The organism is Achromobacter sp. 18P8.1.1 (assembly GCF_057799415.1).
This window is the reverse complement of record NZ_JBYOKH010000047.1, coordinates 1-23,041: the sequence shown is the minus strand read 5'-3', so window position 1 is coordinate 23,041 and position 23,041 is coordinate 1. Positions and strand designations below refer to the sequence as shown.

The window sequence follows — 23,041 nt, the reverse complement described above, 5'->3', positions numbered from 1 at the left end:
GCCCTTGCGTTCGGTCAAACCCCTTGCGGGTGGCGTTGCGCGTTCTGGCGTACAGTGGGGCGAGAATGTGGTGTCGCCGGTCGGCCGCAGCTTGCGCTGGCCGGAAATTCCGCTCCCCTCGAAACATTGGAGGCATGAATATGATGTTCAAGAAACTCTGCGTCGCGGCGGTCCTCGCCGTCGCGTCCGCCCCGGTCCTGGCCGCCGAGTGCTCGGTCGATATCGCCGGCAATGATCAGATGCAGTTCGACAAGAAGGAAATCACGGTCAGCAAGAGCTGCAAGCAGTTCACCGTGAACCTGAAGCACCCTGGCACCCTGGCCAAGAACGTCATGGGCCATAACTGGGTCCTGACCACCACGGCCGACATGCAAGGCGCGGTGAACGACGGCATGGCTGCCGGCCTGGACAACGACTACGTCAAGAAAGACGACGCCCGCGTCATCGCCCACACCAAGGTCATCGGCGGCGGTCAGACGGATTCCGTCACGTTCGACGTCAGCAAACTTGCCGCCGGCACCGACTACACCTACTTTTGCTCCTTCCCCGGCCACTTCGCGCTGATGAAGGGCACGCTGAAGCTGGTCGACTGACCCACCCGGGGCGGTACGCCGCCCTGACTGTTGCCTGCACGGGCCCCGCGCCCCTGGTTCGCCAGGGTTGCGGGGCCCGTTTCCGTGAGGGGCGCGGGCGACATCGCCGCGCCCCTGCCGCCAACGCGGGAACCTGCCCGCGGCGCGATCCGCCCCCCTACAATGGCCGCTTCCTCGACAACACGGAAAAGGAGCAGGCATGAGCACGGAAAAGGTAGCAATCGTGACGGCGGGCGGTAGCGGCATGGGCGCCGCGGCAGCGCGCAAGCTGGCGGCCGACGGATACCGCGTGGCCATCTTGTCTTCGTCCGGCAAAGGCGAAACCCTGGCGCAGGAACTGGGCGGCCTGGGCGTCACCGGCTCCAACCGTTCGCCTGAAGACCTGGCCCGCCTGGTGGAAACCACCTTGCAGAAATGGGGCCGCGTGGACGCCGTGGTCAACAGCGCCGGCCACGGCCCGAAAGGCCCGCTGCTGGAAATCAGCGATGACGACTGGCATCTGGGCATGGAGTTCTATCTGCTGAACGTGGTGCGCATCACGCGCCTGGTCGCGCCGGTGATGAAGCAGCAGAAATCGGGCGCCATCGTCAACATCTCCACCTACGCCACCTTCGAACCCGAAGCGCTGTTCCCGACCTCGGGCGTGTTCCGCGCCGGCCTGGCCGCTTTCACCAAAGTGTTCTCGGACGAATACGCCGAACACAATGTGCGGATGAACAATGTGCTGCCGGGCTTTATCGACAGCCTGCCGGAAAAGGAAGACCGCCGCGTGCGCATCCCGATGGGGCGTTACGGCACCGCCGAGGAAGTGGCCGACCTGATCGCGTTCCTGGCCTCTGACGCGTCTTCCTACATCACCGGCCAGAACATCCGCATCGACGGCGGCATCACGCGCTCGGTCTGAGCCTCATGCTTTTGGATTAAGCCTCTCGTCCGAATGACGGTATTGAACGCCGCCCGGCGCTTTTAGTACCGTAGGTTTTCGCATTCGACGAGAGGCTTGCGATGACCGTCACCCCAGGCCAGGCGTCGCGCTTTCTGGCGCAAGCCACCTTCGGGCCCACGCCGTCCCAGATCGACGCCGTGGTGCGCGACGGGTATGCCGCGTGGCTGGACGCGCAGTTGGCGATGCCGCCATCGCAGACCCATTTCGACTGGCTGCTGCAACAGAGAAAAAACACCGAAGCCTTCAAGGGCAACGGCATCAACGCCCCCCTGGAATCCACGCTGTGGCGCAAGTTCATCAGCGCGGAAGATCAGGTGCGCACGCGCGTGGCGTTCGCGCTGTCCGAGATCTTTGTCGTGGGGGTGCAATCCATCACGGCGTCGTGGCCGCTGTTCGGCGCGGCGGGTTTCATGGACCTGCTGGCCGAGCACGCATTGGGCAACTACCAGGATCTGCTGACCGCCGTCACCAGGAACCTGTCGATGGGTTGCATGCTGACCTATCGCGGCAACCGCAAGGAAGACCCCAAGACCGGGCGCCACCCGGACGAGAACTACGCGCGCGAGGTCATGCAGCTGTTCAGCATCGGCCTGCTGGAACTAGCCCCGGACGGCACGGTCAGAAAGGTGGACGGCGCACCCGTCGAAACGTACACAAATGCCGATGTCCAGGGGCTGGCCAAGGTGTTCACGGGATGGGACATCAACGGGCCGGAGACGGATGTGGAATTCCACCGGCGGCCGATGGCGCTGAACAACGCGCTGCACTCGATGGCCGAAAAGCGCTTCCTGGGCGCCGTGATCCCCCCGGGCACGGACGGGCACCTGTCGCTCAAGCGCGCCATGGACGCCATCTGCGCGCATCCGAACGTGGGCCCGTTCATCGGCATGCAGCTGATCCAACGGCTGGTGACCAGCAATCCCAGCCCCGCGTACGTCGGCCGCGTGTCGGCGGTCTTCAACGATGATGGGCAAGGCCGGCGCGGCAATCTCAAGGCGGTCGTGCGCGCGATCCTGCTGGACCCCGACGCGCGCAACCCCGACCTGGGCGATCCCGGCTGGGGCAAGGTGCGTGAACCCATCCTGCGCTTCTCGGGCTGGGCGCGGGCCTTCGGGGCGACCTCCACCAACGGCGCCTGGGCCATGCCCGACACGACGGACAACACCATACGGCTGGCGCAAAGCCCGATGCGGTCCGCCACCGTGTTCAATTTCTTCCGCCCCCGCTACACGCCGCCCGTCACGGAGCTGGCCAGACGGCATCTGGTGGCGCCGGAGCTGCAGATCACGGACGAGACCAGCATCGCCGGCTATTTGAACTTTCTGGCCATCTACGCCGACCGGGGCTGGGAAGACCTGCAGACGACCTATGCGCCGGAAGTCGCGCTGGCGCACGATCCGCAGGCGCTAGTGGCGCGCGTGGTGCTGCTGTTGGCCGGCGACGCGTTCAGCGCGCAAACGGCCAGCGCCATCGCCAACGCCGTCACCACCCTGCCCGCCAGCCGGCCGCGCGACCGCGTGCGCGCCGCCATCCTGCTGGTTGCCGCCACCCCTGAATACCTGGTGCAGAAATGACGCGATCCCACGATGCCGACCGCCGCGCCTTTCTGTTGCGAGCCTGCGCGCTGGGCGCAACAGGCGCCGCCGCGCCGCTGGCCTTGAACCTGGCGGCGCTGGGCGCGGCCGCCGCCCAGTCCGCACCGCCCTCGTACAAGGCGCTGGTCTGCGTGTTCCTGTACGGCGGCAACGATCCCTACAACACGCTGGTGCCCTTTGACGATGCCGCGTACCGCGCCTATGCCGCCGCCCGCGGCGACATCGCGCTGCCCCGCGAGGCCTTGCGTGCCACGGCCTTGCGCGGCAAGGTTGCGGCCGCAGGCGGCGGGCAGTTCGCGCTGGCGCCCGCACTGGCACCGCTGGCGCCGCTGTACGAGAACGGCCAGATGGCGGCGCTGCTGAACGTCGGGCCGCTGGTGGTGCCGACCTCGAAGGCCGACTACATCAGCGCCCGCGTGCCGCTGCCGCCCAAGCTGTTTTCCCATAACGACCAGCAATCGTATTGGCAGGCGCTTGCGCCGGAAGGCGCGGCGTCGGGTTGGGGCGGCCGATTGACCGATCTTTTCGCGGGCGCCAATGCGCAGCGCACGTTTACCGGCATCACAGCCGGCGGCAGCACGGTGCTGCTGGCCGGCCGCAAAGTCGCGGGCTATCGGGTGGGCATCAACGGGTCCACCCCGATAGAGCTTCTGTACCGCGACATGTACGGATCCAGCGCCTGCACCGCCCTGCTGCGCCAGCTGATCACGCAACCGCGCGAACACCTGATGGAACGCGAGTTGTCGCGCATCGCCGCGCAGTCCATCAACGCCGATACCCAGCTGCGCGCCGCGCTGGCCGACGTGGCCGTGCCGGGAGATTTCAATTCGCCGCTGGCGCAGCAACTGAAGATCGTGGCGCGCATCATCGGCGCGCGTCAGGCCCTGGGCGCGCGGCGCCAGGTGTTCTTCGTGTCCCAGAACGGCTACGACAACCACACGGGCCTGAACGACACGCATCCCGCGCTGTTGCGGGAACTGGGGCAATCGTTGGCCGTGTTCCAGGCGGCGCTGTCGTCGCTGGGCGTGGCGGACCAGGTGACGACATTCACGGCGTCCGAATTCGGCCGCACGCTGGGATCCAACGGCAACGGCTCGGACCACGGCTGGGGCTCACATCACCTGGTGCTGGGCGGCGCGGTCAACGGCGGCCGCTACTACGGCACCCACCCCGAAATCGCCCTGGACGGCCCGGGGTTCGTCGACAACGGGCGACTGCTGCCCACGCTGGCGGTGGACCAGTTAGGGGCATCGCTAGGCGCCTGGTTCGGCGCCGGCCGCGATGAGCTGGGGATGGTGTTTCCCAATTTGCGGAATTTCGATGCGGACGGTCTGAATGTCATGCGGGCGTGACGTTGGGGGGATCGGCGGGTCGAGTGTATTGGGATGGGGGCATGATGGGTTGCGCGCGTTTGAGAGTGGAGTGCTAGCCGGAGAATCCTCGCGCTTCACCCATCCTACGGTGTAGCGGACGTCGTGGATCTGTAGGATGGGTGAAGCGCGAGGATTCTCCGAATAAGGACGCTGACAGACCACGCGCGTAACCCATCGGCCACCCCCAACCGTGCTCGATTCATCCCTACCCGACCCACGACCATCGCCCTTTTCCCTATGCTTCACCTTCACTTGGGAGAAGAACATGACTTCATACCGGCGGTTGTACATCCCGGGCGCCACCTACTTTTTCACCGTCGCCGCGTACTCGCGCTTCAACCAGGACCTGACGCTCCACGCCGACCTTTTGAAGGCATGCATACGCACCGAGCAACACGCAGCGCCCTTCTCGGTCCTTGCCGCCGTGCTGTTGCCTGACCATCTGCATATGATCTGGCGGCTGCCTGACCACGACGCTGACTACTCGACCCGTTGGCGCAGGATAAAAGCTCGGTTTTCCCGATCGATCCCCAGAGAAAACCGCCATCTCGGTTCCAGCACCAGACGAAAAGGCGAACGAGGGATCTGGCAACGGCGCTTTTGGGAGCATGTGGTTCGTGACGAGGAGGAGCTTTCCTCTTGCATCCGCTACGTGCATATGAACCCAGTCAAGCATGGCTACGTCCAGAAGCCGGAAGCGTGGCCGCACTCGACGTTCCACGCCTGGACCAGGCGCCAAATCAGGGACACGGCCTGCTGACGGCCCCGTCCCCCCCTGGCGCTGGCAGCGCAACCGCTCTATAACCTGATCCATCAGGTAAACCGGCGCCAGCCGCTCTTTCACCCTGATCGATCAGGCCGCCGGCAAATCGGCCGAATGCCAACCCGCCTTTTCCATCGCCCCATGACCCCGACCCACTCCCTGGCGTTGCAGCCCGCCACCGACGACGATCTGCCCTTCTTGCTGACGCTGCGCAAGTCCACCATGCAGGCGCATCTGCAGCGCGCTGGCGCGCCGCTGGATGACGAGCACCATCTGGCCCGCATCCGATACCACTTCGACGACGCGCAGATCGTGTGGCTGGACGGGCGGCCTGCCGGCCTGTTCAAACATTACCGCGATCCGGCCGGCTGGCGCATCGTGCAGATCCAGATCGATCCGGCTTTCCAGGGCCGGGGGCTGGGCCGGCACCTGTTGGAAGGCGTGCTGGACCAGGCGGACGCGGAAGGCGCGCCCGTCACCCTGAGCGTGTTGAAAGGCAACCCCGCCCAACGCCTTTACGAGTCGCTGGGCTTCACCCCCGTCGAGGAGACCCCGCTGGAATTTGAAATGCGTTACGAACCCGGCGCTGTCCGGCCGGCCGGCTGACCTTTGCAAATTCTTTTGGCCTGGGCGGAATAACGCCGCGCCGGCCGGCGTCTGTAGAGGGCAGTCCCCCACTCTCCTATCTACGAGGCACAACATGCGCAATCACATCGCCGCCGCCCTGGTTCTCGGTTCCGCCGCCCTGTTCTCGGCTGGCGCCCACGCCCAGGCCGTCAAGACCCAGGATGGCATCCTGGTCAACAGCGCGGGCATGACGCTCTACACCTTCGACAAGGACGCCGGAGGCAAAAGCGCCTGCAACGACCAGTGCGCCAAGATCTGGCCCCCCGTCACCGCCGCCGCCGACGCCAAACCCATGGGCGACCTGACCGTCATTACCCGTGACGACGGCTCCAAGCAGTGGGCCCATAAGGGCAAGCCCATCTACCTGTATGCCAAGGATGCCAAGCCGGGCGACAAGACCGGCGACAACTTCAAGGAAGTCTGGCACGTCATCAAGCCCTGAGCCGGCCTGCCCCGCCCCGTTGTCCCAGAGACCATGCGCGCCGAAAACGAAGCCCTGATCCTGGCTTGCATCCCCAGCCTGCGGCGTTACGCCCGCGGGCTGACGGGCGACCCCCACCGGGCCGACGACCTGGTTCAGGACACGCTCGAGCGCGCATGGAGCCGCTATTCGCGATGGCAACGGCGCGGAGAACTCCGCGCCTGGATGTTCGGCATCATGCATAACCATTTCATCGACGGCGTGCGCGCCAGCAACCGGCGGGCGGATCAGACCGCTCCGGGCGACCTGCCCGACGTCCCGGTGCGCGCCACGCAGACCGACCACCTGGAGGTGCGCGACCTGGACCGCTGCCTGCAAGCCCTGCCGGCCGAGCAGCGGGAAGTGCTGTTGCTGATTTGCGTGGAAGACCTGTCCTATCAGGAGACCGCCCAGGTATTGGACGTGCCCATCGGCACGGTCATGTCCCGGCTGTCGCGCGCCCGTGAAAAACTGGGCGCACTGATACAAGGGCGCGACACCGTCAGCCGGCTGCATCGCGTGAAATGACATGAACGACAAACACCTCCATCCCGTCCCCGGCACGGGCACCCCCATCACCGAAGCCGATCTGCATGCCTATGCGGACGGCCAGTTGGCCCCTGCCCGGCGCGCGGAAGTCGACGCCTTCCTGGCGGCCCACCCGCAGGATCAGACCCGCGTGGACGACTGGCAGGCGCAACGCCGCGCGCTGCATGCCCTGTTGGATCCGGTCCTGGACGAACCCCTGCCGTTGCGGCTGCCGCTGAAAGCGCCCGCGCGCCATTTCCCGTGGCGCGCCCTGGCTGCCAGCGTGGCGATCGCCGCCGTCAGCGCCAGCGCGGCCTGGATCACCCGGGGCGCGATGGATGCGCGCCACCTGCAGACCGCGCTGGCCACCGCCAGCCCGGAACGTGCTGCTGGCGGCTATGCCCAACGCGCGGCCATCGCGCACGCGGTGTATGCGCCCGACATGGGGCGCCCCGTGGAAGTCAGCGCCGAAAACGAAAAAGGCCTGGTCACGTGGCTGACCAAGCGCATGGGTGCGCCGATGCGTGCGCCGTCGCTGACGCAAGCGGGTTATGAACTGGTGGGCGGCCGACTGTTGCCGGGCGGCGCCGGGCCCGTGGCCCTGTTCATGTATGGCGCGGCCGACGGCCAGCGCCTGACGCTGTACGTGACCCGCGAAGCCGCCGGCGGACAGACCGCCTTCCAGTTCACGCAGGAAGGCCCGGTGCGGGTGTTCTACTGGGTTGAAGGACAGTTCGGCTACGCGCTATCGGGCGCCGTCAGCCGGGATGAGCTGCAACGGGTGTCGCAAGAGGTCTATAAGCAATTGCAGGGGTAAGGGTCATCCTCCCACCCCGGTTTCCCTGGCCTCGTGCAGCATGTGCAGCGTGATCTTGCGCACTTCGGCCTTGCTCATTTCGATATGCGAACGCAGCATGCGCGTGGCCTCGTCCGCGCGGCGCGCCAACACGGCGCGCAGGATGGCGGCGTGTTCGTCATAGGTGGCGTCCACGCGGAAATCCTTGGTGAAGTCCAGCCGCCGCACGATGCGGATCTTCTCGGTGACGTCGCGGTGGATCTGCGCCATCTCGGGGTTGCCGGCGGCGGCTACCAGCGAACAATGGAACGCCTCGTCCAGCTGCGCCACCAGCCTGCCATCCAGGATGCGTTGCGGCGGCGGCACCAGCCACACGTCGGTCAACGCGCCCAGGATGCCGGCGTCGTCCATGTTTTCCCGCGCGCACAGCTTGTCGACCGCCGCCTGCTCAAGCACCACGCGCACATCGTAGAGCGCTTCGAAACGTTCGAAGTCGAACGGCCGCACTTGCCAGCCGCTGCGCGGGCGCGCCAACACGAAGCCTTCGCGTTCCAGCCGGACCAGGCCCAGCCGCACCGGCGTGCGGCTGACGCCCAGCCGCGCCACCAGATCGGCCTCGGTGAAACGTTCGCCCGGCAGCATGCGGAAGTCGAACAGGTCATCCTTGATGCGCTGGTAGACCTGGTCGGCCAGCGACCCGGCCAGCGCCGGCGCCTGCCGGATGGCCGGGCTGACCTGAACGGATTCCAGGCGCATCATCCGGCCACGGTGCAGGTGGCGTCTTCGGCCAGCACGATCAGCGGATCGCCCGCATTCACGGGCTTGCCCGGCACGCAGCGGATGGCCGTGACGGTGCCCGAGGCCGGGGCGATGACGGATAGCTCCATCTTCATCGCCTCGACGACGACCAGCGTGTCGCCCGCAGATACGCTCTGGCCCACCTGGACGGGGATCTTCCAGATGTTGCCGCACATGTCGGCGCTGACCAGCCGTTCGCCGTCGCGCAGCGCTGTCTCGGCCTCGGGTTCGGCGACGGCGAGCTCCACCACCGCATCCTCGGTTTTCCACAGCGCCACTTCGGCGTCGAAGGCGCTCTTCTGGCGCGTCTGGAACACGGCGATGCTATCGGCCTGGTCCTCCAGAAAGCGCTGGTGCGCGGCGAAGTCGAACACTTCCTCCTCGATGCGGACCGTGGCCCGGCCTTCACGGAAGTCTTCGCGCAACACGTCCAGTTCGGCCTCCGTCACCGGATAGAAGCGCACCTGATCGAAAAAGCGCAGCAGCCAGGGCTTGCCGTCCTGGAACACGGGGTTCTTCAGGAACTTGTTCCAGATGGGCAGGGTGCGGCCCACCAATTGATAACCGCCGGGCGAGTCCATGCCGTAGATGCACATGTACACGCCGCCGATACCCACCGTGCCCTCGGCCGTGAAGGTGCGGGCGGGGTTGTATTTGGACGTCAGCAGGCGGTGGCGCGGGTCGATCGGTACGGCGCAAGGCGCGCCCAGGTACACGTCGCCCAGGCCCATGATCAGATAGCTGGCGTCGAACACGATGTCGCGGACATCATCGCGGCTGGCCAGGCCGTTGATGCGCTGGATGAAGTCCACATTGTTCGGCAGCCACGGGGCGCTGGCGCGCACGGTTTCCTGATAGCGCTGCACGGCGCCCAGGGTGGCCGAATCCTCGAAGGCCATCGGCAGGTAGACCACGCGCGTGGGCACTTTCAGCGTGGCCACGTCAGCCAGGCCTTCCTCGATTTCCAGCAGGCGCGCGATCAGCGCGCCTTGCAGGATCAACCGGCTGTCGTAGCGGATCTGCAGCGACCGCACGCCGGGCGACAGTTCCTGAACGCCCGCTATCGGGTGGGCGTTCAGCGCTTCCATCAACAGGTGGATGCGCATGCGCAGCGCCAGGTCGAGCACGTTGTCGCCGTACTCCAGCAGCAGGTAACCGTCGCCCGCCTGGCGGTACGACACGGAGGGGCGCGAACCGGCCGCCGGCAACGCCGCGACGATGGTCTCGGATACCGTCGCGGGAACCGGCGACGGCTCGGTCACAGCAGGCGCCGCCGCCGACAGCGCGGCCACGCTCTGGTCCTGCGCGGCTTCCAGCGCCACGGCCTGCGGGTAGTCGATGCGGACGAAGCGGATGCGGTCGCCCGGCTTGACCTGCCCCACCTTCCAGAGTTCTGCCCGCGCAATGGTGACGGGGCAGACGAAGCCGCCCAGGCTGGGGCCGTCGCGCGTCAGGATGACGGGGCTGTCGCCCGTGAAATTGATGCTGCCGATGGCGTATTCGCAATCGTGGATGTTGGAGGGATGCAGGCCGGCTTCGCCGCCGTTCTCGCGGGCCCAGGTGGGCTTGGGGCCGATCAGTCGCACGCCCAGCCGGTTGGAGTTGTAGTGCACCTCCCAATCGGCGGCGAAGAAGGTCTCGATGGCTTCGGGCTGGAAGAAGTCCGGTGCACCGTGCGGGCCGTACAGCACGCCGATCTGCCACGTGTTGCCGTAGACGGGAATCATGTCGGCCGGCGCTGCCTGCGGCGCGGCCGCGGGCGCTTGCCCGTCGCTCAGTTCCGGCCGCACCACCGGCAGCATGTCGCCCACGCGCAGCGTGCGCCCGGCGTGGCCGCCGAACTGGCCCAGCGCGAACGTCGACCGGCTGCCCAGGTAGACCGGCACGTCCAGGCCGTTGCGCACGGCCAGATAGCTGCGGCAGCCCGACAGCGCGCGGCCGGTGGCCAGCACCTGGCCCGAGCGCACGGCAATGGGCTGCCACATCGGCACCGGCTCGCCGTCCAGCGTGGCAGCGCACTCGGCGCCCGTCAGCGCCACGATGGTGTCGCCATGAAAGCGCAGCGTGGGGCCGACCAGCGTGGCCTCGATGCCCGCGGCGTCCGGCGCGTTGCCGACGATGCGGTTGGCCATGCGAAACGCGTAGTCGTCCATCGGGCCGGAAGGCGGCACGCCGATATCCCAATAGCCGACGCGGCCCGGGTAGTCCTGCACGCTGGTGTACGTGCCGGCCTCCAGCACTTCGATGGCGGCCGGCCGGTAGGCAAAGCTTTCCAGGAACCGCGTGGACAGCTTGCCCGCGCGGAAGCGTTCGTCGGCCACGATCTGGCGCAGGTAGTCCAGGTTGGTGGCGATGCCGTGCAGCCGCGTGCAGGCCAGCGCATCCGCCAGCTTGTCCAGCGCGGCCTCGCGCGATTCCGCATGCACGATCAGCTTGGCCAGCATGGGGTCATAGAAGGCCGGCACCTCGGTGCCGGTGGCGACCCAGCCATCCACCCGCACGCCGTCGGGAAAGGACACATCGGTCAGCACCCCGGGCGACGGCTGGAACTGGCGAAGCGGGTCTTCGGCGTACAGCCGCACTTCGATCGATGCGCCTTGCGGTGCGCGCGACATAGCGGCGAGGTCCAGCGGTTCGCCCGCGGCCACGCGCAGCATGCATTCCACCAGGTCCAGGCCCGTCACGGCTTCCGTCACCGGGTGCTCCACCTGCAGCCGCGTGTTGACCTCCAGGAAATAGAAGCTGTCGCGTGCCGGGTCGTAGATGAATTCCACCGTGCCGGCCGACCGGTAGTTCACGGACTCACCCAACTGTACGGCCGCCGCCAGCAGCGCCTTGCGGGTCGCTGCGGGCAGCAGGGGCGCTGGCGTTTCTTCGATGACTTTCTGGTTGCGCCGCTGCACCGAGCAGTCGCGCTCACCCAGCGCCAGCACGCGACCGGCGCCGTCGCCGAAGATCTGCACTTCCACGTGCCGCGCGTTATCCACATAGCGTTCGATGAACGCGCCGCCGTCGCGAAAGAAGTGCTCGCCCATGCGTTGCACGCTGTCGAACGCCACCGTCAGTTCAGCTTCGTTCTCGCAGCGCGACAGGCCGATGCCCCCGCCGCCCGCGGTGCTCTTGAGCATTACCGGGTAGCCGATGCGCTCGGCCTGCGTCAGCGCTTCGCCCAGGCTGGCCAGCAGGCCCGTGCCGGGTGTCATCGGCACGCCTGCTTGCGCCGCCAATTCACGCGACCGGTGCTTCAGGCCGAACTCGCGGATCTGCAACGGCGTAGGGCCCACGAAGGCGATGCCCGCGGCTTCGCAAGCGTCGGCGAACTCCGCGCTTTCGGACAGGAATCCGTACCCGGGATAGATGGCCTGCGCGCCGTGCTCGCGGGCTGCGGCCAGCAGCAGGTCCATGCGCAGATAGCTGTCGGCGGCTTTCTCGCCGCCCAGCGCAACGGCCACGTCGGCTTCGCGCACGTGCGCGGCGTTGCGGTCGGGGTCGGAATACACCGCCACGCTGCGGATGCCCAGCCGCTTCAGGGTGCGGATGGCGCGGACGGCGATCTCGCCGCGGTTGGCAATCAGAACGGTATCGAACACGATGCGACTCCCTTAGGGTCTGGCAGTTATCGGGGGGTGGCGTTCAGGCTGGCCAGGTAGGCGCGCCAGCCGCCAAAGGCGGTGATGTCCCGCGCACCCGCCAGGCCGCGCGGTTCGCAGATGAATCCCTTGACCAGGCGGCCGTCTTCCAGCTCCAGCGTGCCGATGCCCAGGGGCGCGGGAATCTCGGCGACGAAGGCGCCGAACGCCGTCACCGGCACATCCCAGAGCTCGACCTCGATGGGCGCACCGGATTCGGACTTGACCAGGCCGGGCTTGGGCGGCGTCGTGTTGGCCAGCGCATACAGGCGGTAGTCGGCGGCCGTGCGGGTCTTCTCGGCCAATACCGCATGGCGCGACGACAGTTGGTGGTTCAGCGGCATGCCCGTCAAGTGGGCGCCCACCACGGCCACGCGTATCGTGTCCGCCGGCGCCTGGCTGGCGGCGATGCCGGCAGGCAACGGTGCGCCGGTGGCGCCCAACGGCAGACCACGCTGCGCTTGCCAAAGCTTGCCGAACTGCGCCAGCGCGCGGTCCTGCCAGGCCAGGCCGATCAGCGTGATGCCGGACGGCAAGCCGTCGGCGCGCATGCCCGCCGGCACCGCCAGCGCCGACAGGTCGGCCAGGTTGGCAAAGTTGGTGTAGACGCCCAGCCGCGAATTCAAGGTGACCGGATCGGCCTCCAGTTGGGCGATCGTGTAGATGGAGGGGGATGTCGGCACGACCAGCGCGTCGAATCCCGCCAGGGTCTGATGGATCTGGCGCGTCAGCTCGGCGCGGCGGTACTCGGCCTTGAAGGCGTCCAGCGCGCTGTAGTTCGCCGCCTGCTCCACGATGCCCCGCACCACGGGGTTGATGACGTCCGGCGTGTCCTTCCACAACGCTTCCACGGCGGCGAAACGCTCGGCCACCCACGGCCCTTGATACAGCAGCGCGGCCAGCTCGTTGAACGGCGCGAAGTCGATGGTGGCCACTTCCGCGCCGGTGGCTTGCAAGGCGCGCACCGCATCATCGAAGACGGCGGCGGCCTGCGCGTCGCCAAAGAATTCCAGCGTGGCGGGGATTGCGATCCGGGGCGCCGTGGGCCACGGCAGCGACGCGCCGGCCGGCATGGCGCGCGAATACGGGTCGCGCTCGTCAAAGCCGCCGGCCACTTCCGCCACCAGCGCGGCGTCGGCCACGGTCAATGCAAAGATCGACACGCAGTCCAGCGTGCGGCAGGCGGGCACCACGCCCGCCGTGCTGAACCAGCCCTTGGTCGGCTTCAAGCCGACGATGTTGTTGAACCCTGCCGGCACGCGGCCCGAACCCGCGGTATCCGTTCCCAGCGAGAACGCCGCCAGGCCGCGCGCCACCACCGACGCCGACCCGGAGCTGGATCCGCCGCTGACGTAGTCAGGGTTGAAGGTATTGGCCACGGCGCCGTGCGGCGAACGCGTGCCCACAAGGCCAGTGGCGAATTGGTCCAGGTTGGTCTTGCCGACCAGGATGGCCCCGGCGGCCCGCAGGCGCTGCACCACGGTCGCGTCCTCGCCCGGCGTGTATGCGAATTCGGGGCATGCGGCCGTCGTCGGCCAGCCTGCGGCGTCGATGTTGTCCTTGATGGCGAATGGCACGCCATACAGCGGCAGGCGCGCCAGGTCGCCACCCGCGGCTTCCCGCAGCAGCTGCAGCCCTTCCAGTTGCTCGTCCAGCGTGTCGCGGTCTACCCGCCGTATCCAGGCGTTGTCCGCCGGATCGTCAGGCGTGGCGGCGTAGTGCCCCAGCAGCGTTTCGGGTTGCGCCCCGCCTTCGCGATAGGCGGCCTGCCATTGCGCAATCGTCCAACCGACGGGGTGCTTCTGCGTTGCTGCGGCATTCATGCTGGAATCCTTTCTTGTATACAAGTACGGATTCCCAAGCAATCGCCGTGCCATGTTGGCCGGCTTTTCCGTTTCCCCTCTGAGGCTGCCCGCAAGAACGCGTCAAACGCGGTTTGCCGGCGGGATCAGCGCGGCCACGCGCGCACCGCAAGCGGGCAGGCGCCGCACCTGTTTTGTGCATGCGGCACTGTTTTGATCCGGGCCCGCCCGCCACGCGGCCGCCCTGCGCATTCGCGTAAACACCCCCTCTTCATACAGCGGCATGACCCTGCCTGCGCACTTGGCACGCCTTTTGCTTTGAAGTCCAGGTTGTCGGGTGTTGTTCAGATCGTTCCTGCCGGCCAGGCCGGCACATTCCATCCAGGAGTCACCATGAATCGCAGACTAGCCGTAAAGCAACTGACCGCCTTGAGCCTGTTGGCCATGTCCGGGTGGATGCCGCAGGTATTCGCCGCCGAAGACACCATCAAGGTCGGCATCCTGCATTCCCTGTCGGGCACGATGGCCATCTCGGAGACGTCGCTCAAGGACGTTGCGCTGATGACCATCGACGAAATCAACGCCGCAGGCGGCGTGATGGGCAAGAAGCTGGAAGCCGTGGTGGTGGACCCCGCGTCGAACTGGCCGCTGTTCGCCGAGAAATCGCGCCAACTGCTGTCGCAGGACAAGGTGGCGGTCGTCTTCGGTTGCTGGACCTCGGTGTCGCGCAAGTCGGTGCTGCCGGTGTTCAAGGAATTGAACGGGCTGCTGTTCTATCCCGTGCAATATGAAGGCGAAGAGCTGGAGAAGAACGTGTTCTACACGGGTGCCGCGCCCAACCAGCAAGCGATTCCCGCGGTGGAATACCTGATGAGCGAAGACGGCGGCGGCGCCAAGCGCTTCGTGCTGCTGGGCACCGATTACGTCTACCCGCGCACCACCAACAAGATCCTGCGCGCCTTCCTGCATTCCAAGGGCGTCAAGGACAGCGACATCGACGAGGTCTACACCCCCTTCGGCCATTCCGACTATCAGACCATCGTGGCCAACATCAAGAAGTTCGCCACGGGCGGCAAGACGGCCGTCATCTCCACCATCAACGGCGACTCGAACGTGCCCTTCTACAAGGAATTGGGCAACGCCGGCCTGAAGGCCACCGACGTGCCGGTCGTGGCGTTCTCGGTGGGCGAAGAAGAACTGCGTGGCGTCGACACCAAGCCGCTGGTCGGCCACCTGGCCGCCTGGAACTACTTCGAATCGGTGAAGAACCCGGTCAACGAGGAATTCATCAAGAAGTGGAAGTCCTATGCGAAGGCTAAGAACCTGCCCAATTCCAGCACGGTCGTGACGAACGATCCGATGGAAGCCACCTACGTCGGCATCCACATGTGGAAGCAAGCCGTCGAGCAGGCCAAGACCACCGACGTGGACAAGGTGATCGCGGCCATGGGCGGCCAGAAGTTCAACGCGCCGGACGGCTACACCATCGAAATGGACAAGACCAACCACCACCTGCACAAGCCGGTCTACATCGGCGAGATCAAGGCGGATGGCCAGTTCAATGTGGTGTGGAAGAGCAAGGGCCCGATCCGCGCCCAACCCTGGAGCCCGTACATCCCGGGTAACGAAAGCAAGCAAGGCCTCTAAGGGGAAAAGCAGCCATGCTCATCGCGGCAATCACACGCTTCTTGCGTCGTTCCCTTCTTGCGTGGCTGCTTGCCATGCCGCTGCTGGCCGCCCCGGCGGCCGCGGCCGGCGTGGATCCGGCCCTGCTTGCGCCGCTGGCCGGCGACGACACCGACGCCAAGCTGCAAGCGATTGCCGCGTTGGGCCAACTGCCTGATCCCGGCGCGGCAGCCGTCCTGCAAGCGCTGGGCAATGACCAGCTGTATGCGACGGCCGACGGCCGCGTGCTGATCGGCGCGGGCGGCACGCGCGCCACCGATCCCGCCACCGGCGCGGCCGTTGACCTGCCCGCAGGCGCCGGCACCGTCACCATCAACAACCGCCTGCGCCGCGCCATCGAGGCCGCGCTGGCAGGTTCCCGCTTGTTCTCCGACAAGCCCAATGAACGCCTGGACGCCGCCCGACGCCTGCAGCAGACCGGCGATCCCGCCCGCCTGCCCATGCTGGAAAAAGCGCTGGCGTCCGAAAAGAACGAGGCCGTGCGCGACGCGCTGCTGATCGCGCAGGCCAATCTGGAATTGAAGAGCGCCGACCCGGCCAAGCGGCGCCATGCCGTCGAATTGCTGGGCGCCACCAGCAATGCCGCCTTCCGCCCCACGCTTGCGGCGCTGACGCAGGAACAAGGCGGCGTATACGCCGAACCCGATGCCGGCGTGCGCGAGGCCGCCGCCAACGCCTTGAAGCGGATCGATCGCCACCTGGCCACCATCGAATGGGCAGGCAACCTTTTCTACGGCATCAGCCTGGGCAGCGTGCTGCTGCTGGCCGCGTTGGGGCTGGCCATCACCTTCGGCCTGATGGGCGTCATCAACATGGCGCATGGCGAACTGCTGATGATCGGCGCCTATGTGACGTATGTGGTGCAGACACTGTTCCGCGCCTGGCTGCCGGGCTGGCTGGACTGGTATGTGGTGGCGGCGCTGCCGCTGGCCTTCGTCGTGACCGCGCTGGTCGGCATGGCGCTGGAACGCACCGTCATCCGCTGGCTCTATGGCCGCCCGCTGGAAACGCTGCTGGCCACCTGGGGCATCAGCCTGATGCTGATGCAGGGCGTACGCACGCTGTTCGGCGCGCAGAACGTGGAAGTGGGCAACCCCAGCTGGATGTCGGGCGGGATCACGGTGCTGGGCGGCCTGGTGCTGACCTACAACCGCTTGGTGATCATCGGCTTCGCATTCTTCGTCGTGTTCCTGGTGTGGGTGCTGTTGAACCACACGCGGCTGGGTCTCTTCGTACGGGCCATCACGCAGAACCGGCGCATGGCTGACTGCGTGGGCGTGCCGACCGGGCGCGTGGACATGCTGGCCTTCGGGCTGGGCTCGGGCATCGCGGGACTGGCCGGCGTGGCCCTGTCGCAGCTGGGCAACGTGGGCCCCGACCTTGGCCGCGGCTACATCGTCGATTCCTTCATGGTGGTGGTGCTGGGCGGCGTGGGCCAGTTGGCCGGCACCGTCATCGCTGCGATGGGCCTGGGCGGCGTCAACAAATTCCTGGAGCCCTACGCGGGCGCCGTCATGGCCAAGATCACCATCCTGGTGCTCATCGTGCTGTTTGTCCAAAAACGGCCGCAAGGCCTGTTCGCCCCCCGCGGCCGGAGCGTTGAATGAAACAGACCGCGCTGACCGATCTGAACCTGCTGGCCCGACGCCCCCTGTTCTCGGGCCGCGTCTGGACGGCGCTGGCCGTGGCCGTCGCGCTGCTTGCGTTGCTGCCCCTGCTGAACCTCGTCTTCCCGCCCGGACACGCGTTGCACGTGTCAGCCTATGCCGTGGCGCTGCTGGGCAAGTTCATGTGCTACGCGATGGCCGCGCTGGCGCTGGACCTGGTGTGGGGCTACGCCGGCATCCTGTCACTGGGCCACGGCCTGTTCTTCGCGCTGGGCGGCTATGCGCACGGCATGTACCTGATGCGCGCCATCGGCCGCGACGGCGTCTACCAGAGCAACCTGCCCGACTTCATGGTGTTCCTGGACTGGAAGCGCTACCCCTGGTACTGGTCCTTCACCGAGCACTTCTGGTACGCCATGCTGCTGGTGGTGCTGGTACCGGGCGTGCTGGCGTTCGTCTTCGGCTACTTCGCTTTCCGCTCGCGCATCAAGGGCGTGTACTTTTCGATCATCACGCAGGCGCTGACGTTCGCCGCCATGCTGCTGTTCTTCCGCAACGACACAGGCTTCGGCGGCAACAACGGCTTTACCGACTTCAAGCGCATCCTGGGCTTCGACATCACGGCGCCCGGCACGCGCGCCACGCTGTACTGGATCACGCTGGCGGCGCTGGCAGGCGCCTTGGTCGTGGCGCGCATGGTCACGCAATCGAAGCTGGGCCGCGTGCTGACCGCCGTGCGCGACGCTGAAAGCCGGCTGCGCTTCATCGGTTACGACCCGCTGGGATTCAAGCTCTTCGTCTGGACCTTGTCGGCCGTGCTGTGCGGCATCGCGGGGGCTTTGTACGTGCCGCAAGTGGGCATCATCAACCCCAGCGAGATGTCCACCGAGACCTCCATCGAAATGGTGATCTGGGTGGCCACCGGCGGGCGCGGCACCTTGATTGGCCCCATCATCGGCGCGGGCGCGGTCAATGGCTTGAAGACCTGGTTCACCAGCGTGCTGCCCGAATACTGGCTGTACGCGCTGGGCCTGATCTTCGTGCTGGTGACGCTGTTCCTGCCCACCGGCATCGTCGGCCTGGCCCGCCGCGTGGCGGCCCGCTTCCAGGAGAACAAGGCATGACCAGCACGCACACCGAATCCGCCATGCTGGACGGCGGCCCCAGCGGCGAAGCCGGATACGGCCGCGTCAGCCCCAAAGGCCTGGACACCAGCCACGGCGCCATCCTGTACCTGGAAGGCATCACCGTCAGCTTCGACGGATTCAAGGCGCTGAACGACCTGACGCTGGACATCGGCGTGGGCGAGCTACGCTGCATCATCGGCCCCAATGGCGCGGGCAAGACCACGATGATGGACGTCATCACCGGCAAGACGCGGCCAACGGCGGGCACCGCCTTCTTCGGCCAGAGCATCGACCTTGCGACCTTGAACGAGGCGCAGATCGCGCATGCGGGCATCGGCCGCAAGTTCCAGCGGCCTACGGTGTTCGAACAGCACACCGTGTTCGAAAACCTGGAACTGGCGATGAAGACCGACAAGCGCGTGCGGCCCACGCTGTTCTCGCGGCTGACCGGCGAACAGGCCGACAAGATCGGCGAAACGCTGGACCTGATCAGGCTGCGGCCCGAGGTGTGGCGGCCCGCCGGCCTGCTGTCGCATGGCCAGAAGCAATGGCTGGAGATCGGCATGCTGCTGATGCAGGAACCCCAGTTGCTGCTGCTGGACGAACCCGTGGCGGGCATGACCGACGCCGAGACCGAACGCACCGGCGAACTGTTGAACGAATTGCGCGGACGACATTCGTTGATGGTGGTCGAACACGATATGGATTTCGTCAACCAGATCGCGGGCGACGGCAAAGTGACGGTGCTGCATGAAGGCTCGGTGCTGGCCGAAGGGCCGATGAGCAAGGTGCAGGCCGACCCGCGCGTGATCGAAGTCTATCTGGGGCGCTGAGATGCTGGACGTAAGCACGATCAACCAATACTACGGCGGCAGCCACACGCTGCGCGGCGTATCGCTGTCGGTGCGCCAGGGCGAGTGCCTGGCATTGCTGGGCCGCAATGGCGTGGGCAAGACCACGCTGCTGAAATGCGTGATGGGGGTGCTGCCGGTCGCCAGCGGCGGCATCGCGTTCGACGGCGCGGACATCACGCGCCTGGCGCCCCACCAGCGCGCCGCGCGCGGCATGGCCTATGTGCCGCAGGGCCGCGACATCTTCGCCCGGCTGACCGTCGAGGAAAATATCCTGATGGGCATGGCGACCCGGCCGGCGTCGCGGGCGCGCCGCATCAAGGAAGAAGTGTTCGAGCTCTTCCCGGTGCTGAAAAGCATGCTGTCGCGGCGCGGCGGCGACCTGTCCGGCGGGCAGCAGCAACAGCTGGCGATCGCGCGGGCGCTGGTGGCCGAACCCAAGCTCATCATCCTGGACGAACCCACCGAAGGCATCCAGCCGTCCATCATCAAGGACATCGCCCGGGTGATCCACATGCTGCGCCAACGCGGCGACATCGCCATCCTGCTGTGCGAGCAATATTTCGATTTCGCCCGCGAACTGGCGGACCAGTTCGTCGTCCTGTCACGCGGCGAAGTGGTGGCCAGCGGCGACCGCAGCGCCATCGACGGCGAAGACGTGCGACGGCACCTGTCGGTCTGAGCCTGCGGCGAAATGCCGCAGGCGGGCCGGGATTTCGCGTGCGGACCGCCGATCTGCTCCGATATAATCCGGCTCCATGTGCTTCGCTTCCTTCCTGACCCGCCCCACCTTGTGGATCGCGCTTGCCGCGATCCTGTGGGCGTCGTTGGCGCCGTCGCTTGCACATGCCCTGAGCCTGTCTCCGGGCGGCCACCACGCCCACCGCATCAGCGTCGACTACTGCGCCAGCGAAGGCGAAGCGCCGTCCACCCTGACGCTGGAAGTGCAGCACGACGGCAGCGACGACACGCAGGCCGACGCCCATGGCGACGGCCACCATTGCCCGCTTTGCCGCAACCCTCAGGCCGACGTGGGCATCCTGCCTGCCCCCGTGCCCGTGGTGCCCGCCCCCGTCGGCCGCGCCATCACGTACCCGCCGCTGTTCTTCCTGGCGGCCAATCCCCTTCATGCCTGGAGCGCGGCCCAGCCGCGCGCACCGCCCGCGAACTGAGTCGACGCCGCATTGCCGCCTGATGGCGGCATCTGTCCGCGTCTGCCCGCCTTCGCCGCCGGCACGTTGCGCCCGCGCGCTTTGCGCGCCCGCTCGCGTGCCGTCACCCAGACCCTTGCGACCTGCCTTGTGATCCGTCGTGCCCCGCCTGTCCCAGGCGGCGTACCGGGCGCCTTGGCCGGTCCCCCGGTTCCAGACATGAAAAAGACCACTCGCTACACCCTGCTGCTCGGCGCGCTTGCCAGCGGCTCTGCCCAGGCCCTCACCACCGAACCTGCCGTGGAAACGCTGGCCCCCACCACCGTCTACGGCGCCGGCCAGGCCGACCCCGCCCCCAACGGCCCGATCGATCTGGACGCCCGCGACAGCACCGGCAGCCGCCTGGGGCTCACCCTGCGCGAAACGCCGGCCAGCGTCACGGTGATCTCGCGTGAACAGATCGACGCGCGCGGCTCATTGACCACCCAGGACATCGCGCGCAGCATCCCCGGCGTGGACAACGCGTCGCCCCCCGGCAACGCCGGCGCCGTCAGCTACCGGGGCTTTTCCGGCGGCCAGGTCACGCAATTGTTCAACGGCATCTCGGTGCAGTACGACTCGGTGGCCGGGCGTCCGGTGGACAGCTGGATCTACGATCGCGTCGAGGCCATCGGCGGCCCCTCGACCTTCCTGTTCGGCGCAGGCGCGGTCGGCGGCGCGATCAACTACGTGACCAAGCTGCCCCAGCGCGACACCTTCTACGACGGCCAGTTCCGGCTGGGCTCGTTCGACAGCCGTCAGATCTCGGCGGGATTGAACCAGCAACTGGCTGGCGACCCCGGTGGCCGCGGCCACTATCTGCGCATCGACGCCAACACCGGGTCGAGCCACGGCTGGGTCGACGGCAACCATTCCCGCGCCAGCCAGATCGCCGCCTCGCTGCTGTCCGACCTGGGCGACGACTTGACCCAGACCTTCGCCTTCGAGTACCAGCGCGAGCAGGTCGACCGCCCCTATTGGGGCACGCCGCTGAAAACCGACTCGCGCGGCGTGGTGCAGGGCGCGGGCCGCATCCTGGATGGCACGCGGTTCAAGAACTACAACGTGAACGACGGCCTGTACGAGCAGTCCGTGCTGTGGGCGCGGTCCATGACCGAATGGCGCGCAGGCTCGAACCTGACGCTCAAGAACACGCTGTACTACTACCGCGCCGAGCGCGATTTCCGCAATCTGGAGAACTATCGCTTCAATGCCGGCAACAGCCTGGTATTGCGGTCCGGCGCGCTGTTGCAACGCCACGAGCAAAGCCTGGTGGGCAACCGCGTGGAAGGCGTCGTCCGTTCGACGCTTGCCGGCCTGCCCAGCGACTGGTCGTTTGGCGCCGACATCAGCCAGAACAAGATCACCCGCTATCCCACCAGCCTGCCCGCCCAGGTAGATGCCGTGGACCCCTACGACTTTTCCCCCGGTGATTTCTATGACATCCCCGGCATGACGCGTGGCCACAGCGCCGACCGCGACAACCGCATCCGCACGGTCGCCCTGACGCTGGAGAATCGCACCGAAGTGCTGCCCGGCGTGGCGATCGTGTCGGCCCTGCGCAAGGACTTCATCGACCTGGACCTGACCAACCGCCGCGCCGTCACGGCAGCGTCGCCCGCCAGCGCGTCGCGCCGCTACTCGCCCCTGACCGGGCGCCTGGGCGTGAACTGGGAGGTCACTCCCGAGGCCTCGCTGTATGCGCAGTACGCCACCGCCGCGGATCCCCCGTCGGGCCTGCTGGCCACCGCGTCATTCGCCGATGTGTTGAACAACGACAAGCTCACCACGGGCACGCAAGCCGAAGTGGGCGGCAAGTTCAACTTCTGGGACGGCCGCGGTTCCGCCACGGTGTCGGTCTATGAGATCAAGCGCAAGAACATGGCCACGTCCGACCCGGACAACCCCGGCGTCAGCGTGCCCGTCGGCGCGCAATCGGCGCGCGGCATCGAATTGGCCGGCGGCCTGCAGTTGACGCCCAAGCTGTCCCTGCAAGGCAACGTGGCGTTCGTGGATCCGAAGTACGACGATTTCTCGCAATCGGTGGGTGGCGTCGCGGTCTCACGCAATGGCAATGTGCCGACCAACACGCCCCGCCGCCTCGCCAACGTCTGGCTGGACTACGCCTTCGTGCCCGACTGGAACGCCAGCGTGGCCGCACGCCACGTCGGCCGCGCCTACGCGGACGCCGCCAACACGGTCTGGGCGCCGTCCTACACGGTGTTCGACGCCGCGCTGTCCCACCGGATCAACCGCAACCTGAACGTGACGGCCCGCGTTCGCAACCTGACCGACAAGGTCTACGCCGCGAACGCGACCCCCACGATGTTCTACCTGGGCGCGCCGCGCTCGGTGGAACTGACGGTACAGGCCCGCTTCTGACCGACCGCCATCCAGATGCCATGAGCGCCACCTCGACAAGATCGCCCGCCCGTCCGGCCGGCCCGCCGCTATCCACCCGCGCCAAGCGCTGGCTGTACCTGATCCACCGCTGGGCCGGCATCGTGCTGTGCCTGTTCTTCGCCATGTGGTTCATAAGCGGCGTGGTGATGATGTACGTGGGTTATCCCAAGCTGACGCCGCAGGAACGCCTGACGCACCTGGCGCCGCTGGATGCCGCCGCCATCGCCGTCACGCCCGCCCAGGCGCTGGCGGCGGCAGGCGCCGACG

19 protein-coding genes and 1 pseudogene are annotated in these 23,041 nt (G+C 67.1%); 17 read left to right on the top strand and 3 right to left on the bottom strand.

Annotation, left to right across the window (positions count from 1 at the left end; genetic code table 11):
* Positions 1–143: 143 nt before the first annotated feature.
* From azu to AC27VE_RS23980, 9 genes are all read left to right on the top strand, one after another.
* On the top strand, positions 144–593 hold the full coding sequence (gene azu / locus AC27VE_RS24020) for an azurin (protein ID WP_006222664.1): 450 nt from the start codon (positions 144–146) through the stop codon (positions 591–593).
* Positions 594–792: 199 nt separating this feature from the next.
* Complete coding sequence (locus AC27VE_RS24015; protein WP_088589571.1) at positions 793–1,497, top strand: SDR family oxidoreductase; 705 nt, start codon at positions 793–795, stop codon at positions 1,495–1,497.
* Between the two features lie 101 nt (positions 1,498–1,598).
* Complete coding sequence (locus tag AC27VE_RS24010) at positions 1,599–3,113, top strand: DUF1800 domain-containing protein (RefSeq protein WP_488705187.1); 1,515 nt, start codon at positions 1,599–1,601, stop codon at positions 3,111–3,113.
* A complete protein-coding gene (locus AC27VE_RS24005) occupies positions 3,110–4,486 on the top strand; it encodes a DUF1501 domain-containing protein (RefSeq protein WP_488705186.1) in 1,377 nt (458 codons plus the stop codon). Before AC27VE_RS24010 ends, AC27VE_RS24005 begins: the two co-directional genes overlap by 4 nt.
* A gap of 286 nt (positions 4,487–4,772) precedes the next feature.
* Positions 4,773–5,267: an REP-associated tyrosine transposase gene (locus tag AC27VE_RS24000; protein ID WP_488705185.1), complete on the top strand. Its 495-nt coding sequence runs from the start codon at positions 4,773–4,775 to the stop codon at positions 5,265–5,267.
* Between the two features lie 144 nt (positions 5,268–5,411).
* Positions 5,412–5,876 carry a GNAT family N-acetyltransferase gene (locus AC27VE_RS23995; protein WP_488705184.1) on the top strand — a complete coding sequence of 155 codons (465 nt, stop codon included), beginning with the start codon at positions 5,412–5,414 and terminating at the stop codon, positions 5,874–5,876.
* Between the two features lie 94 nt (positions 5,877–5,970).
* Positions 5,971–6,339 carry a COG4315 family predicted lipoprotein gene (locus AC27VE_RS23990; RefSeq protein WP_006222657.1) on the top strand — a complete coding sequence of 123 codons (369 nt, stop codon included), beginning with the start codon at positions 5,971–5,973 and terminating at the stop codon, positions 6,337–6,339.
* A gap of 33 nt (positions 6,340–6,372) precedes the next feature.
* Entirely contained in the window at positions 6,373–6,885 is a 513-nt protein-coding gene (locus AC27VE_RS23985) for an RNA polymerase sigma factor (protein WP_488705183.1), read from the top strand.
* Position 6,886: 1 nt separating this feature from the next.
* Positions 6,887–7,702 carry an anti-sigma factor family protein gene (locus AC27VE_RS23980; protein WP_488705182.1) on the top strand — a complete coding sequence of 272 codons (816 nt, stop codon included), beginning with the start codon at positions 6,887–6,889 and terminating at the stop codon, positions 7,700–7,702.
* Between the two features lie 3 nt (positions 7,703–7,705).
* On the opposite strand, the gene AC27VE_RS23975 is transcribed toward AC27VE_RS23980, so the two are convergent.
* The 3 genes from AC27VE_RS23975 to atzF are packed head-to-tail and all read right to left on the bottom strand — an operon-like array spanning position 7,706 to position 13,931.
* Complete coding sequence (locus AC27VE_RS23975; protein ID WP_006222654.1) at positions 7,706–8,440, bottom strand: GntR family transcriptional regulator; 735 nt, start codon at positions 8,438–8,440, stop codon at positions 7,706–7,708.
* Entirely contained in the window at positions 8,437–12,069 is a 3,633-nt protein-coding gene (gene uca / locus AC27VE_RS23970; RefSeq protein ID WP_488705181.1) for an urea carboxylase, read from the bottom strand. Before uca ends, AC27VE_RS23975 begins: the two co-directional genes overlap by 4 nt.
* A 26-nt stretch (positions 12,070–12,095) precedes the next feature.
* Positions 12,096–13,931, bottom strand: a complete 1,836-nt coding sequence (atzF, locus tag AC27VE_RS23965; protein WP_488705180.1) for an allophanate hydrolase — start codon at positions 13,929–13,931, stop codon at positions 12,096–12,098.
* A gap of 372 nt (positions 13,932–14,303) precedes the next feature.
* Here atzF and urtA point away from each other — a divergent pair, with 372 nt between their 5' ends.
* The 8 genes and pseudogenes from urtA to AC27VE_RS23925 form a co-directional block, all read left to right on the top strand.
* Positions 14,304–15,557 carry an urea ABC transporter substrate-binding protein gene (gene urtA, locus AC27VE_RS23960; RefSeq protein ID WP_488705179.1) on the top strand — a complete coding sequence of 418 codons (1,254 nt, stop codon included), beginning with the start codon at positions 14,304–14,306 and terminating at the stop codon, positions 15,555–15,557.
* Positions 15,558–15,571: 14 nt separating this feature from the next.
* Positions 15,572–17,203 carry an urea ABC transporter permease subunit UrtB gene (urtB, locus tag AC27VE_RS23955; protein ID WP_006222650.1) on the top strand — a complete coding sequence of 544 codons (1,632 nt, stop codon included), beginning with the start codon at positions 15,572–15,574 and terminating at the stop codon, positions 17,201–17,203.
* Positions 17,200–18,327 carry an urea ABC transporter permease subunit UrtC gene (gene urtC, locus AC27VE_RS23950; RefSeq protein ID WP_006222649.1) on the top strand — a complete coding sequence of 376 codons (1,128 nt, stop codon included), beginning with the start codon at positions 17,200–17,202 and terminating at the stop codon, positions 18,325–18,327. Before urtB ends, urtC begins: the two co-directional genes overlap by 4 nt.
* Positions 18,324–19,163: an urea ABC transporter ATP-binding protein UrtD gene (gene urtD, locus AC27VE_RS23945; RefSeq protein WP_088589558.1), complete on the top strand. Its 840-nt coding sequence runs from the start codon at positions 18,324–18,326 to the stop codon at positions 19,161–19,163. The genes urtC and urtD overlap by 4 nt, the downstream gene beginning before the upstream one ends.
* Position 19,164: 1 nt before the next feature.
* Positions 19,165–19,863, top strand: a complete 699-nt coding sequence (gene urtE, locus AC27VE_RS23940) for an urea ABC transporter ATP-binding subunit UrtE (protein ID WP_006222647.1) — start codon at positions 19,165–19,167, stop codon at positions 19,861–19,863.
* Positions 19,864–19,939: 76 nt separating this feature from the next.
* On the top strand, positions 19,940–20,353 hold the full coding sequence (locus tag AC27VE_RS23935) for a DUF2946 domain-containing protein (RefSeq protein ID WP_315845135.1): 414 nt from the start codon (positions 19,940–19,942) through the stop codon (positions 20,351–20,353).
* A gap of 198 nt (positions 20,354–20,551) precedes the next feature.
* Complete coding sequence (locus AC27VE_RS23930; protein ID WP_488705178.1) at positions 20,552–22,753, top strand: TonB-dependent receptor; 2,202 nt, start codon at positions 20,552–20,554, stop codon at positions 22,751–22,753.
* Between the two features lie 20 nt (positions 22,754–22,773).
* Positions 22,774–23,041 (top strand): annotated as a pseudogene (locus tag AC27VE_RS23925) (PepSY domain-containing protein); the annotation flags it as partial.

Coding starts and splice junctions, on each gene's coding strand:
- AC27VE_RS24015 (WP_088589571.1), top strand. CDS start 793: ATGAGCACGGAAAAGGTAGCAATCGTGACGGCGGGCGGTAGCGGCATG.
- atzF (WP_488705180.1), bottom strand. CDS start 13,931: ATGAATGCCGCAGCAACGCAGAAGCACCCCGTCGGTTGGACGATTGCG.
- AC27VE_RS23930 (WP_488705178.1), top strand. CDS start 20,552: ATGAAAAAGACCACTCGCTACACCCTGCTGCTCGGCGCGCTTGCCAGC.
- AC27VE_RS24005 (WP_488705186.1), top strand. CDS start 3,110: ATGACGCGATCCCACGATGCCGACCGCCGCGCCTTTCTGTTGCGAGCC.
- AC27VE_RS23990 (WP_006222657.1), top strand. CDS start 5,971: ATGCGCAATCACATCGCCGCCGCCCTGGTTCTCGGTTCCGCCGCCCTG.
- urtD (WP_088589558.1), top strand. CDS start 18,324: ATGACCAGCACGCACACCGAATCCGCCATGCTGGACGGCGGCCCCAGC.
- AC27VE_RS24010 (WP_488705187.1), top strand. CDS start 1,599: ATGACCGTCACCCCAGGCCAGGCGTCGCGCTTTCTGGCGCAAGCCACC.
- AC27VE_RS23995 (WP_488705184.1), top strand. CDS start 5,412: ATGACCCCGACCCACTCCCTGGCGTTGCAGCCCGCCACCGACGACGAT.
- azu (WP_006222664.1), top strand. CDS start 144: ATGTTCAAGAAACTCTGCGTCGCGGCGGTCCTCGCCGTCGCGTCCGCC.
- AC27VE_RS23985 (WP_488705183.1), top strand. CDS start 6,373: ATGCGCGCCGAAAACGAAGCCCTGATCCTGGCTTGCATCCCCAGCCTG.
- AC27VE_RS23935 (WP_315845135.1), top strand. CDS start 19,940: ATGTGCTTCGCTTCCTTCCTGACCCGCCCCACCTTGTGGATCGCGCTT.
- urtB (WP_006222650.1), top strand. CDS start 15,572: ATGCTCATCGCGGCAATCACACGCTTCTTGCGTCGTTCCCTTCTTGCG.
- urtA (WP_488705179.1), top strand. CDS start 14,304: ATGAATCGCAGACTAGCCGTAAAGCAACTGACCGCCTTGAGCCTGTTG.
- AC27VE_RS23980 (WP_488705182.1), top strand. CDS start 6,887: ATGAACGACAAACACCTCCATCCCGTCCCCGGCACGGGCACCCCCATC.
- AC27VE_RS24000 (WP_488705185.1), top strand. CDS start 4,773: ATGACTTCATACCGGCGGTTGTACATCCCGGGCGCCACCTACTTTTTC.
- AC27VE_RS23975 (WP_006222654.1), bottom strand. CDS start 8,440: ATGATGCGCCTGGAATCCGTTCAGGTCAGCCCGGCCATCCGGCAGGCG.
- urtE (WP_006222647.1), top strand. CDS start 19,165: ATGCTGGACGTAAGCACGATCAACCAATACTACGGCGGCAGCCACACG.
- urtC (WP_006222649.1), top strand. CDS start 17,200: ATGAAACAGACCGCGCTGACCGATCTGAACCTGCTGGCCCGACGCCCC.